Source organism: Dactylosporangium sp. NPDC006015 (assembly GCF_040614215.1).
GTDB lineage: Bacteria > Actinomycetota > Actinomycetes > Mycobacteriales > Micromonosporaceae > Dactylosporangium > Dactylosporangium maewongense.
In genome coordinates this window covers 23,991-36,506 of sequence record NZ_JBEXUD010000035.1, presented here as the reverse complement: position 1 = coordinate 36,506, position 12,516 = coordinate 23,991, and the positions used below count along the sequence as shown (strand labels likewise).

The 12,516-nt window shown below is 70.4% G+C and carries 12 protein-coding genes; 6 read left to right on the top strand and 6 right to left on the bottom strand.

Features of this window, described 5'->3' with window-relative positions; genetic code table 11:
* Nucleotides 1-196 precede the first annotated feature (196 nt).
* From lepB to ABZ321_RS41465, 3 genes are read right to left on the bottom strand one after another with little or no spacing between them, the layout of a single operon-like run.
* A complete protein-coding gene (gene lepB, locus ABZ321_RS41475; protein WP_354901185.1) occupies nucleotides 197-646 on the bottom strand; it encodes a signal peptidase I in 450 nt (149 codons plus the stop codon).
* A complete protein-coding gene (locus tag ABZ321_RS41470; RefSeq protein ID WP_354901183.1) occupies nucleotides 643-2,424 on the bottom strand; it encodes an ABC transporter ATP-binding protein in 1,782 nt (593 codons plus the stop codon). Before ABZ321_RS41470 ends, lepB begins: the two co-directional genes overlap by 4 nt.
* Nucleotides 2,421-2,972, bottom strand: a complete 552-nt coding sequence (locus tag ABZ321_RS41465; RefSeq protein ID WP_344508791.1) for a TlpA disulfide reductase family protein — start codon at nucleotides 2,970-2,972, stop codon at nucleotides 2,421-2,423. Before ABZ321_RS41465 ends, ABZ321_RS41470 begins: the two co-directional genes overlap by 4 nt.
* A 162-nt stretch (nucleotides 2,973-3,134) precedes the next feature.
* On the opposite strand from ABZ321_RS41465, the gene ABZ321_RS41460 reads away from it, so the two are divergent.
* The 4 genes from ABZ321_RS41460 (at nucleotide 3,135) to ABZ321_RS41445 (ending at nucleotide 7,066) form a co-directional block, all read left to right on the top strand.
* Nucleotides 3,135-3,329: a hypothetical protein gene (locus ABZ321_RS41460; protein WP_344508793.1), complete on the top strand. Its 195-nt coding sequence runs from the start codon at nucleotides 3,135-3,137 to the stop codon at nucleotides 3,327-3,329.
* A gap of 142 nt (nucleotides 3,330-3,471) precedes the next feature.
* Nucleotides 3,472-3,990, top strand: coding sequence for a MauE/DoxX family redox-associated membrane protein (locus ABZ321_RS41455; RefSeq protein ID WP_354901181.1), 519 nt, complete (start codon nucleotides 3,472-3,474; stop codon nucleotides 3,988-3,990).
* A 165-nt stretch (nucleotides 3,991-4,155) separates the two neighbouring features.
* Nucleotides 4,156-5,739, top strand: coding sequence for a BTAD domain-containing putative transcriptional regulator (locus ABZ321_RS41450; RefSeq protein ID WP_354901179.1), 1,584 nt, complete (start codon nucleotides 4,156-4,158; stop codon nucleotides 5,737-5,739).
* A gap of 331 nt (nucleotides 5,740-6,070) precedes the next feature.
* Nucleotides 6,071-7,066 carry a peptidoglycan bridge formation glycyltransferase FemA/FemB family protein gene (locus ABZ321_RS41445; RefSeq protein ID WP_354901177.1) on the top strand — a complete coding sequence of 332 codons (996 nt, stop codon included), beginning with the start codon at nucleotides 6,071-6,073 and terminating at the stop codon, nucleotides 7,064-7,066.
* Nucleotides 7,067-7,145: 79 nt separating this feature from the next.
* Here ABZ321_RS41445 and ABZ321_RS41440 read toward each other — a convergent pair whose 3' ends face one another.
* From ABZ321_RS41440 to ABZ321_RS41430, 3 genes are read right to left on the bottom strand one after another with little or no spacing between them, the layout of a single operon-like run.
* Entirely contained in the window at nucleotides 7,146-8,117 is a 972-nt protein-coding gene (locus ABZ321_RS41440) for a hypothetical protein (RefSeq protein WP_354901175.1), read from the bottom strand.
* Nucleotides 8,114-9,019 carry an ABC transporter ATP-binding protein gene (locus tag ABZ321_RS41435; RefSeq protein WP_344508799.1) on the bottom strand — a complete coding sequence of 302 codons (906 nt, stop codon included), beginning with the start codon at nucleotides 9,017-9,019 and terminating at the stop codon, nucleotides 8,114-8,116. Before ABZ321_RS41435 ends, ABZ321_RS41440 begins: the two co-directional genes overlap by 4 nt.
* A gap of 57 nt (nucleotides 9,020-9,076) precedes the next feature.
* Nucleotides 9,077-9,454, bottom strand: coding sequence for a GntR family transcriptional regulator (locus ABZ321_RS41430; protein ID WP_344508800.1), 378 nt, complete (start codon nucleotides 9,452-9,454; stop codon nucleotides 9,077-9,079).
* A 319-nt stretch (nucleotides 9,455-9,773) separates the two neighbouring features.
* Between ABZ321_RS41430 and ABZ321_RS41425 the strand changes: the two genes are divergently transcribed.
* Both ABZ321_RS41425 and asnB read left to right on the top strand, forming a co-directional pair.
* Complete coding sequence (locus ABZ321_RS41425) at nucleotides 9,774-10,553, top strand: WecB/TagA/CpsF family glycosyltransferase (RefSeq protein ID WP_344508802.1); 780 nt, start codon at nucleotides 9,774-9,776, stop codon at nucleotides 10,551-10,553.
* 42 nt (nucleotides 10,554-10,595) lie between these two features.
* Nucleotides 10,596-12,482, top strand: coding sequence for an asparagine synthase (glutamine-hydrolyzing) (asnB, locus tag ABZ321_RS41420; protein ID WP_344508804.1), 1,887 nt, complete (start codon nucleotides 10,596-10,598; stop codon nucleotides 12,480-12,482).
* Nucleotides 12,483-12,516 lie beyond the last annotated feature (34 nt).

The following is a 12,516-nucleotide window of genomic DNA, read 5'->3' as shown; positions in this document are numbered from 1 at the left end:
GGCCACCCTGTGGGCGTTAAATTCATGCCAGCAATTGTTCATGATCGATGCAACAAAAGAAACCCGCGACGTGTCGTGATCTCCATTTTGAGGGCATTCGCGCGATCATTTACGAAGCATTTGCCTGAACCAATCAAATTCCTTTGCCTGAACCACGCCTATTGTATTGCCTGAACCATTCTTATCTGCCGGGCGCTCACCGCGGCGGGGCCGAGGTGACCATCCGGCGGACGACCACGCCGAGGAGGTGCCGCTCCTCGGCGTATCCGTAATGCCGGGAGTCGGTGCTGATCGGGCTGTCGCCGAGCAGGACGAGCTTCCCGGACGGCACGGTGGGCTCCGGCACGTCGGCGAGCGGCGGGACCCGGTCGCGCGGCACCGGGTCGCCGGGCACGGCGACCGCCCGTTTGATGACGTGATAGATCGTGTGCGGGCCGGGAGTGTGCCGCATGACGACGACATCGCCGGTGCGGACGCGCCCGAGCGCCGCCCGGCGCACGAGCACCCGGTCGCCGTCGGTGAAGGCGGGCAGCATGCTCCCGCCGTCGACGGTGACGACCACGAACCGCCGGCCCGCCCAGATCGCGGCCGCCGCCACCAGGCCGAGCACCACGCCGATCGACACGGCGATCGACACGACGATCACGACGTGTACCCGTTCGCCTGCATCTTGAAGAGCCGCGCGTAGATGCCACCGGCCTCGATCAGCTCGTCGTGCCCGCCCAGCTCGGTGATCACGCCCTCGTCGAGCACGGCGATCCGGTCGGCCTCCCGCACCGCGTTGAGCCGATGCGAGATCAGCAGGCTGGTGCGGTCGGCCCGGTGCTGGAGCATGCGCTCGTGCACGTCGTGCTCGGCCTCCGGGTCGAGCCCGGAGCTGGGCTCGTCGAGGATCATCAGGTCGCACCCGTCGCGCAGGAAGGCGCGGGCCAGGGCGACCCGCTGCCACTGACCGCCCGACAGCATGACTCCGGTGTCGGGCCCGTCCATGCCCTGCCCGGCCGCGAACATCCGCGTGAGCATGGTGCCGTAACCGCCGGGGAGGGCGGCGAGCTTGTCGTGGGCGCCGGCACGGACCGCCGCCGCGCTGATCCTGTCCAGGTCGTCCAGCGCGGTCAGATCGCCCACGGCGATGTTGTCGGCGGCCGTGAAGTCGTAGGCCATGTGATCCTGGAACACCGCGCCGATCCGCTCGCGGAGCCGGGCCGGGTCGACGTCACGCAGATCGGTGCCGTCCCAGAGAATCGCGCCCTTCGTCGGGTCGTACAGGCGGCAGAGCAGCTTGACCACGGTGGACTTGCCAGCGCCGTTGAGCCCGACCAGCGCCACGGCGGCGCCGTGCGGGATGGTGAGATCGACCCCGCGCAAGATCCACGGATGGTCGTCGCTGTAGCGGAACCAGACGTCACGCAGCTCGATCGAGCCCCGCAAACCGTGCAACGCAACGGGTTTCGCGGCCACCGTGAGATCCGGGGCACTGTGGACGATCTCGGTGAAGTGCCCGAACATCAGCAGCATCTGGTGGGTGCCCGCCGCGTCCCGGATCAGTCCGCTCAGCGCCGAGCGGACCCCTGCCACCGCGACGATGAACATCGAGACATCGCCGATCGTCAGCTGGTTGCGGCGGGCCGCCAGCAGCGCCCACACCAGCGCGCCGCCGGTGACGAGGGCGCCGAGGACCTCCAGTCCGGCACGCGTGAGCAGATCCTTGCGGTCCATCCGCCGCTCGGCGGCATCGGCGGTGCCGCGCTCGCCGAGCATCCGTCCCAACAGGAACGACCCGAGGTTGAAGAGCCGGATCTCCTTGGCGGCCTCGACGGTGGCGAGCAACTGCCCGTAGAAGAACTCACGGCGCTGGTGCGGCGCGATCCGCCACATCACGCCCGCGCGGTTGCGCGACAGCCCGAACTCGGCCCAGAGCGAGGGAAGCGCGGCGACCACGACGACGGCGGTCACCACCGGGCTGATCACGGTGAGCGCGGCGAGGAACCCGATGAGGCTCACCGCGCTGCGGCCGAGCCCGAAGACCCCGGTCACGAGGTTGCCGGCGGAGCTGACGCCCTGCTGGGCGAGGCGCAGGCGGTCGAGGAAGGACGGGTTCTCGAAGGGCGCGAGGCCCACGAACCGATCGGTCGCCGTGAAGAGCCGCTTCGAGGCGCCGAGGCTCACCCTGCGGCCCAGGTCGTTGCTCAGGAACCGTCCGAGCTGCGGCACCAGGGCGACCGCCACGCCGGCCGCCGCGAGCGCGGCCGCGAGCGCCGCGATCGGCCCGTCACCGACGAGCCGATCGAGGATGGACTTCGTCAGCCACGCCACCGTGACGGGGGCGACCGCTTCGACGAGGGTGGTCAGTCCATAGAAGACGGTCAGGGCGGGAGCGGTGCGCCAGACAAGGCTCCCCGCCTCGGCGGCGTTGCGCCTCATCGCATCGACGGCTTCGGCAGCACCGTCATCTCGGTGCCGCTGCTGATGACCTTTCCTTCACCGTCCAGCACGTACAGTGCGGGATAGGTCCGGGACTTGAAGGCCTCGGAGATCTGGCCTTCGAACCCTTCGGTGACGACGCGCGCGACCGGCGTGAGCATGCCGGCGTACTCACCGGCCTGCCGGGGGTCCCCGACGACGACCGCCATGACCTGCGCGCGCCCACCCGGCAGGGTGGCGGCGTACCTGGTGAACTCGGGAATCATCGCGCCGCAAGGCTTGCAGCCCGGCGAGAAGAAGGCGACGACGCTCATGGCCGGGAGCATCTCGCGGGAGATCGGCTCGCCGTCGGTGGTCGTGGCGGCGAAGTCGGCGACCTGGGTGCCCTCCTCGAGCAGCTGGATCGGGCCGCCGCCCACGACGCGCTGGGCGCTGCTGGCGAGCAGCTCGGTGTGCTCGCGGAGACGGCGGATGACACCCACGGTGAGCAGGAGATCGATCACGCACAATGCGCCTACGATCACCACGGCGGCGGTAAGAAGACCCATCAGAAACTCCTCGGGCAGGTCGGCATGCCGGGTGACGGTATTCAGCGCGGATACATTGCGGGTACCTCCCCGATACATTCCCGCGGCTCCGCGATATACGGCTCGTATCATCGGGAATGTACCGATCGTCCTTAGCGTGGCCTGGACGAAAGGAGGGCCAAAATGGTCAAGACCATGAACACCATCAGCGACCGGCTGCTGAGCATTGTTGCCCCCAAGGCAAAGGCTCAGGCGGCGTGCTTCGCGGGCGGCCACGGCTGCAACTACTGCGGCGCCGGCGCGTACCAGTACTGGTGGCGCATCTACTGCGAGGGTCAGGGCGTCACCACGTACTACAACCCGTGCGGTAGCTGCTAAAGACCGATCCAGGCCCCGGCCGTGCCCGCCCGTTCACCATCGGGCAGGCACGGCCGGAGCTCGTTCCGGGCCCTCCGGTGAGGGCGCCGGATGTATCGATGATGTATGTCGTGTATGCCGGGCGCACGTACCGTGCGGGGGCATGGGGTATGTGGCGTTCGGTGCCCAGGTGCTGCTCTGTGTGACCTTCGCGGTCGCGGCGGTGGCGAAGCTGCGTGACCTTGCCGGGTTCCGGCAGTCCCTGGCCCGGCTGCTGCCGGCCGCGCACGCATTGACCGACAGGATTGCGGTGGCTGCCGCTGTACCGGTGGCCGAATTGACGATCGCCGTGCTGCTCGTCGTGCCGGGCGCGGCGTTCGCCGGTACCGTGGCCGCCCTGGCGATGACGGTCGGATTCACCGCCGTCGCCGGACTGGCGCTGCGGCGAGGGGATCAGGCGCCGTGCCGCTGCTTCGGGGTGTCGCAGCGGCGGCTGGGACCCGAGCACCTCGCGCGCAACGCGATCCTCACCGCGTTCGCCGCGCTGGGTCTCGCGGATGGCGGGACCGAGCCGGCCGGTCTCATCGTCGCCGGGTTCGCCGGCGTCATCGGGGCGCTGCTGGTCGTGTGGGCCGACGACATCGCAGGCCTGTTCAGCACCGGTCCGGCGGATCGCCGATGACGGCCGCCGCCCCGGCTTGATCCATGCCCCCCGCGCGGCCGCGCACTGTTTCCGGCAGGGGGCGAGGTCTTTACAATCCGTCGCGCGTTTGCGAACTTTGCAGCAGATATTGAACATGTTCGTGCAAGACCATGACGAACATCTGTCTGTCCACGGGGAGCAATCGTGAAATTTCAGCTGCTCGGACCGGTCGCGGTGCGGTGCGGTGCGGAGTCCCTGCCGCTCGGACCCAGCAAACAGCGGGCGATGCTGGTGGCGCTGCTGCTCGAGCGGGGCCACGTCGTGCCGATGGAGCGACTCCTCGAAGTGCTGTGGGACGGCGAGCCACCCAACTCGGCGGTCTCCAACATCCGCACGTACGCGTCCCGACTGCGCGGCGCCATCATCGACGGGTGGCGGCGCCCCCGGGTGCACGGCCGGCCCCCCGGATACCTGATCGAGGTCGACGACGACGAACTGGACACGGCCGTCTTCGCGAACCTGGCCGGCGCCGGGTACGCCGCGCTCGCCGACGGCAAGCCCGACCGGGCGGCGACGTACTTCCGGGACGCACTGGACCTGTGGCACGGCTCCGCGGGTGAGGACGTGCCGCGCTCCAGGTTCCTCGACCGGCGCCTGTCCGCGCTGGACGAGCAGCGGCTGGCGGTCGTCGAGGAGTGGATCAACGCGCGGCAGCAGACGAACGGCGACGCGGACCTCATCGCCGACCTGCGCCGGCTGACCGAGAGCCACCCGCTGCGGGAACGGCTCTGGGGGCATCTGGTGCTGGCGCTGTACCGGGTCGGTGACGTCGGCGCCGCCCTGGCCGCATTCCAGCGCGCCCGCACCGTGCTGATCGAGGACCTCGGCGTCGAACCCGGGCCGGACCTGGTCCAGCTGCACCAGGCCGTGCTGGCCCGCGACCCGGCGCTGGGCGGGCCGGTCGCGCGTCCCCGGGCGGAGCTGCGGCCGGTCGTCGCGCCCCGGGCCATGGTCAACACGGTCACCACCTGGACGCCGCGGGAGCTGCCCGTCTCGCCGCCGACGCTGATCGGACGGGACCGGGAGGTCGCCTCGCTCGTCGCCACCGTCGCGTCGCGCTGCGGCGAGGGCGCCGCGCCGGCCGGGATGCCGACCGTCGTGGCGATCCACGGCCCGAGCGGCGCGGGCGCCTCCGCGGTCGCGATCCGGGCCGCGACCGAGCTGATCCCGGTCTTCCCCGACGGTCAGCTGTACGCCGACCTGCGCACGGCGGGCGCGGCACAGGTGCTCGGCTGGTTCCTGCGGGCCCTGGGCGCCCCGGCGAACCAGGTGCCCAGCGACGTCGAGGAGGCGGCGGCCCGGTTCCGTTCCGCGTCGGCGGACCGCCGGTTACTCATCCTCCTGGACAACGCCACCGACGAGGCCCAGGTCCGCCCGCTGCTGAGCGCCACGAGCGGCAGCGCCGCCATCGTCACCAGCACCCGGAAGCTCGCCGCCCTGGACGCGACCGCACACGTGGAGGTCGCCCCGCTCAGCGACGACGACGCGATCCGTCTGCTGGCCACGATCTCGGGCACCGGCATCACCGCCGCCTCCAAGCCTTCCCTGCAGACCCTCGTCGAACTGTGCGGCGGCCTGCCGCTCGCGCTGCGCATCGTGGCGGCCCGGCTGGCCAGCGCCCCCGACGTCCCCCTCGACCACCTCGCCGCCGACCTCGTCGCCGAACGCCGCCGCTTCCGCACCCTCTCCTGCGGCGACCTGCGCATCTCGTACCGGTCCGCAGCCTGACACCGCGCCGAGGCCGCGCCCCGAGAGGGCCGCGACGTCCCCCGTCCCGCCGGCGCCGCGCCAGGCACCGCGCGCTCACACGCCCATTGATCAGCGCCGCCACCGGGCCGATCATGAGCAACCTGTGAAGCCCGCGTTGGGTTTCGATCCGATCCCGGCAGTTCGCGACTTCCGGACGGCTTCTTCATCGGATCCGCACGACTGCCTCCCTACGGTTCCGCCACCGGCGCACATGCGGCGCTGGAGCGGCACGCAACGAATGAGGAAGCTCCAGCGCGGCGCTTGTCCCGGCTCACCCGCTCCTTTCCCCCCGAAAGGTGACCCTCTCCGCATGTCTCAGCACTCCTCCATCGCGTGGTCCAACGAGCTGCCCGGCAAGTCGTGGGACGACGACCTGTTCGCCCGCGGCGGGCACTTCCTGCAGAGCACCCACTGGGGCGCGTTCAACCAGCAGCTCGGCCGGAAACTGTTCTTCGGCCAGGGCCCCGGCTGGCAGTGCTTCGCCATCCTGGAGCGGTCCAACAAGGCGACCCGCCTCTACTGCCCATACGGTCCGGTCGCCGACAGCATGGTGAGCTACCAGCTTGCGATCGCGGAGCTGAAGGCACTGGCCCAGGACCAGGGCGCCATCTTCGTACGGATGGAGCCGTGGGCGCCGGTGACGAAGGCCGATCTGAAGCGGCTCAAACATCGGCCGGCGCTGAAGGAGATCCAACCCTCACTGGTGTGGCTGCAGGATCTGACCAAGCCGCGCGACCAGATTCTCAAGGACATGTCCAAGAACAACCGGCAGCGGTACCGCAATGCCGCCAAGGTGGGTGTGCGCATCGAGGCAAGCCATGATCCCGGCGATGTGGAAGCTTTGCTGATGGTCGTCCACGAGGTGGCCGTCCACAACCACATCGTCCAGCACCCGGACGACTACTACCGGACCATGGCGCAGGTGCTGCTGCCCCGCGACGCGGCCACCCTGTACATCGCCCGGCACCACGACGAGCCGGTCTCCGCGGCGATCGTCTTCGACAGCCCGACCACCCGCCACGTCGGACACTCCGGGAGCATGCACGCCCACCGGCACGTCCACCCGGGCGCCATCATGCGCGCCACGATGGTCCTGGACGCCCAGGATCGTGGGCAGAAGACCTTCGATTCGCTGGGCGTGGCGCCGCCCGGCGAGCCGGAACACCCGTGGGCCGGACTGACCAAGTTCAAACTGTCGTTCGGCGGCGACTACCAGTACTACCTCGGCACCTGGGAACTGCCGGTGAGCCCGCTCTACCACGCCTACCGGTCGGTCTACTCGGCATATTCGGCGACCCGTCGCTGACGGCCGGCCCCCGGCGATGGGCCGCTTCGTCTCCGCCGTGCTGCTTCGGCCTGGACACCTACGGCCCGGTGTGGCGCCGCTACAGCAGGCGTTTGAGCAGTGCCCAGGCGCCGAGCGAGAGCAGGGCGGTCGCGGCGACGAGGAAGATGAGGGACTCGGTGAGCTGCAGGCGCCAGAACTGGCCGTCGGGGTGGAACGAGGCGCTGACGGTGGCGATCTGCTGGCGGCTGAGGCAGGTTTCGATGGTGCCGTCGGTGCTCTTGCAGGAGGACGGATCGAAGTCGACGGCGGTGCCGGCGGCGTTGTAGTAGGCCGAGCCCACGCGCCACGCGTCGTCGGGGACGAGGCTGCGACCGCTCTGCGAGCCGATGGCGTTGCCTCCGGCGACCGTGCCGCGGCGCTCGACCGGGTCGGTGTAGTTGGGTCGGGCCGCGGCGGCGACACCGATGAGCAGCAGCAGGTAGCAGGCGATGGTGAGCGCCATGGCGGCGACCGTGTTGCGCCAGAGCAGGCCGGCGGTGGCGCCGACGGCGATCGCGAGCAGGGTGTACGCGGTGACCACGATGCCCTGCGTCTCGAAGCCCGGCGTGGTCATGCGGCCGTGGGCGACGAAGCTCAACGGGCGCAGGCTCCAGGTGGCGACGAGCCCGAGCAGCGCGGTGCCAGCGAGGACCGGCACGGCCGCGATGAGCAGCTTCGTCGAGCACCAGCGGATCCGGCCGACTGACTGGGTGAGCGCGAAGATGTGGGTGCCCTGCTCGAACTCCCGCGCGAAGAGCGGCGCGCCGGCGAACATGCCGAGCAGGACCGGCAGGCACAGCAGCACGAGCGGGAGGACCGCCACGTAGCTCTTGTACCGCCCGGCGAACGCGTCCATCGCCGAGGCGCTGCACCTGCCTTCGTCGATGTCGACGCAGCCGCTGATCCCGTGATCGGCCATGTAGGTGACGGCGTCGAACCGGAAGTAGACGAGCACGCCCGTGACCACGGCGATGAGGGCGATGCTGAGCAGCACCTGCATGCGCTGCTGCCGCCATGCGATCCAGGTCATGCGACCGCCACCTCCGGGCTGCGGGACGAGCGGGACGGTGACGCGGAGCGCAGGTATGCCATCGCGAGTTCTTCCAGGGTCGGTTCGAGCTGTTCCCAGCCGGTCGTGGCGGTCCAGCCGCCGTCACGGACGAGGAGGGTCTCCTGCCGGCCGGTGGCACGGGCCTCGATCACCGCCCGGGCGGGCAGCCCGTGGCCCTCGGCGCGGCGCGGGCCGATCAGCAGCCGGTGGTTGGCGAGCAGGTCCTCGATGTCACCGACGAGGTGGACCCGGCCACCGGCGAGGAGGATCAGGTGGTCGCACACGCCTTCCATGTCGGCGAGCACGTGCGAGGAGAGCAGCACGGTCATGCCGGTCTCGGCCACCTCGGCCATCACCGCCTGCATGACCTCCTCGCGGGCAAGAGGGTCGAGGTCGGCGAGCGGCTCGTCCAGCATGAGCAGCTGCGGGCGGCGGCCGAGGGCGAGCGCGAGGGCGACCCGGGTGCGCTGCCCGCCGGACAGCGTGCTGATCCTTGCCGCCGGGTTGACGCCCGCGTCCTGCACGAGCCGGTGCGCATACGCGTGGTCCCAGCGCGGGTTGAGCGCCCTGCCCGCGTGCAGCATCTCGTCGACGGTGAACCTGCGGTACAGCGGCTTGTCCTGCGCGAGGAACGCCGGCTTGGAGTCCGTCCCGCCGGTGCCCGGGGTGCTGCCGAGCACCTCGACGGCGCCCTCACTGGGGCGCAGCAGGCCGGTGGACAGCGCCATCAGCGTGCTCTTGCCGGCGCCGTTGGGCCCGACCAGCGCGGAGACCCGGCCCAGTGGCAGCTCGAACGTGCAGTTGCGCAGCGCCCAGCCCCGGCGGTACCGCTTGCCGAGGCCGCGCGCCGCCAATGCGACGTGACCCGTGTCGGTGCCCAATGTGCCTGCTCCCTCGTGTGTCGATGACCAGCGGTGCGATGGTCAGCGGTGCGATGGTCAGTAGTGCGTGTCGAGCACGGACTTGAACAGCGCCTCGACGTCCTCACGCTCCAGCCCCGCGGCCTTCGCCGCCCGGAGCCAGCCGTCGAGGTCGCCGCGCAGCGGCCCGTCGGCCTGGGTGCCCGCGCTGGCGAGCGAGCGCCGCACGAATGTGCCCAGCCCCGGTCGCGGCTCGACGAGCCCTTCGCGTTCGAGCTCCCGGTATGCCTTCAGCACGGTGTTCGGGTTGATCGCGGTGGCCGCGACGACCTCCTTGGCCGTCGGGAGACGATCGCCGGGCTGCAGCAGCCCGAGCCGGAGCGCGTGCCTGGTCTGATGGACCAGCTGCAGATATGTCGCCACACCCGAGCGCCGGTCGATGCGGAACTCGATCACTCCAGACTGCTTTCACTAATTAGTTAGTGAAAGCAGTCTGCGCAGCGGCACCCGGAGCTGTCAAGACGACAGGTGATAACGCGGGTGGCGGGCCGAGGGACACATCGCCATGACGTCGCGGGCACATGGCCGCCCACCACAAGTCACCTCCGCTCGGCTGCCATCCGGCGTTTGTCGGCAACCGCGTGGGTACAGGCGCGCTCAGCATCCCGCAGTCGAGGCTGGCGTTCGTTGCCTCGACCCGACCGGCGTGGTCGGCGCGTGCCGGCGGGGCGAGAGGAAAGGAAGAGCGTTGGTCGACGCGGGAAAACGCAGCGTCATGGGGGTGTTGGTCGACGTCATCGACTACGACGCGGCGGTCGCGAAGGTGTTCGCGGCCGCCCAGCAGCAGCGCCCGTTCATCCTGACCGCGCTGGCCGTGCACGGTGTGATGACCGGGGTGTCCGATCGGCGGCACAACGCCCGGCTCAACGCCTTCGACGTGATCGTCCCGGACGGCCAGCCGGTGCGATGGGCGCTGAACCTGCTGCACCAGGCCGAGCTGCGCGAGTGGGTGAGCGGGCCGGAACTGACCCACCGGGTGCTGTGGCGCGCGGCCACCGAGGAGTTGCCGGTCTATCTGTACGGGTCCACGCAGCGGACCGTCGCGAGGTTGGCCGGGGCGTTGACCCGGACGGTCCCGACGCTGCGGATCGCCGGCGCCGAACCGTCGCGGTTCCGTGACGCCGAGCCGGGCGAGTACGCGCGCATCGCCGAACGTGTCAACGCATCGGGAGCCCGCCTCGTCCTGGTCGGTCTCGGCTGTCCGCGGCAGGAGTCGTTCGTCCACGCGATGCGGCCGCTGCTCGCCATGCCGCTGCTGGCGGTCGGGGCCGCCTTCGACTATCACGCCGGGCTGCTGAGCTACGCACCACGCTGGATGCAACGCAACGGCCTGGCCTGGATGTGGCGGCTGGTCCTCGAGCCGCGCCGGCTGTGGCGGCGTTACCTGATCCTCGGCCCCCGGTACCTCGTGCGGCTGTCGGCACAGAAGGTGGGGCTGTGGGAGCCGCCCGTGCCCGTGCCCTCGCACCGGCCGGCCGAACCCGCACCGGTCTGACCCGCGCTCGCCTGTTCATCGATCGACCGAGGCGGAGGACTCATGTGCGGAATCACCGGAATCGTAGTGGCCGACGACGGGCCTGCCGTCGACGAGGATCGGCTGCGCGCCATGTGTGGCAGCCTCGCCCACCGGGGCCCGGACGAGGACGGTTTCTTCGTCACCGCCACCGCCGGCCTGGCGGTGCGGCGGCTGGCGGTCATCGACGTGCTGCACGGCCGGCAGCCGGTGCGGTCCGAGGACGGCACCGTGCACGCGGTGCTCAACGGCGCGATCTACAACCATCAAAGGCTGCGGCAGTACCTCGCCGCGCGCGGCCACACCTTCCGCTCCGGCAACGACGCCGAGGTGATCCCGCACCTGTACGAGGAGTTCGGCACCGGCTTCGCGCAGCACCTGGAAGGCATGTTCGCCATCGCGCTGTACGACAGCGCCCACCACCGGCTGGTCCTGTGCCGCGACCGGGTCGGGGTGAAGCCGCTGCACTACGCCGAGCGCCCCGACGGCCTCGTGTTCGGCTCGGAGATCAAGGCGGTGCTGTGCGCGATCCCCGATCGGACACCGGACCTGCAGGCGTTCAGCGCGTACCTGTCGCTGATGTACGTGCCCGCACCGCGGACGATGTACCGGGAGATCCGCAAGCTCGAACCGGGCACGACGCTGGTCTGGCAGGACAACCGCTGCACGGTGCAGCGCTACTGGGCGCTCGCCGACGTGCCGCAGCGGCGCCATCTCACCGCCGCCCGCGCGTCCGCGATCCTGCGTGACCTCACGGTCGAATGCGTCCGCCAGCAACTGGCGGCCGACGTGCCGGTGGGCTTCTTCCTCAGCGGCGGCATCGACTCCGGCACGGTCGTCGCGGCCGCCCGGCGCGCACTGCCTGACGCCACGCTGAAGACCTACTCGGTGGGCTTCGCCGACCGGTCGTACGACGAACGTTCCGGGGCCGCCCTCACTGCGGCCAGGTTCGGCACCGACCACACCGAGCTCGTGGTCGAACCGACGGCCGCGGACGTCATGGACGGCATCCTGCCGGCCTTCGACGAGCCGTTCGCCGACCCGTCGATGGTGCCCACCTACTACCTGTGCCGCCTCGCCCGCCAGGACGTGACGGTGGCGTTGAGCGGCGACGGCGGCGACGAGCTCTTCGCCGGTTACCTCACGTATCAGGCCGACAAGTACGCCCGCTACTACCGCCACCTGCCGCGCGCGGTGACGGCCGGGATCGTGCCGGGCCTGCTGCGCTTCCTTCCGCGCTCCAGCGCCAGGGCGAGCTTCGACTTCAAGGCTCGTCGCTTCGCCGACAACGCCCTCGAGGAGCCCGGCCGCAGTCACTACCTGTGGCGGGTCGTGTTCCGGGAGGCGCACAAGGCGCGGCTGCTGCAGCCGGACGTGCTCGCCGAGCTGTGCGACACGTACGACACGCACGAGGCGCACTACGAAGCCGGCGCCGGCTTCGACCGGCTGACCCGGTTCCAGTACACCGACGCCCACGTCTACCTGCCCGACGACGTGCTGACGAAGGTCGACCGGGTGAGCATGGCGCATTCCCTGGAGGTACGGGTCCCGCTGCTGGCCACGTCGATGCTCGAGTTCGCCTTCTCGTTGCCGGGCTCGATGAAGTTCCCGGGCCGGCAACCGAAACGGCTGCTGCGGCAGGCGATGGCCGGCCTGCTGCCGCCACGGACGCTCGCCATGGGCAAGAAGGGCTTCAACGCCCCGCTGCCGCATTGGCTGCGCGGCGAGTTCCGGCCGCTGGTGCGCGAGTACCTGTGCCGGGACGTCCTGCGGCGGCAGGGCTATCTGCGCTTCGACGCGGTGAACGAGATCGTCGAGCGCCACCTCAGCGGCGTGGCCGAACACGCCCGTGAGATCTGGATCCTGCTGCTGTTCACCATGTGGGCCGAGCGGGAGAAGGCATACCGATGACGACGGCGCGTGCCCGCCTGCTCTGGAGGTCCGA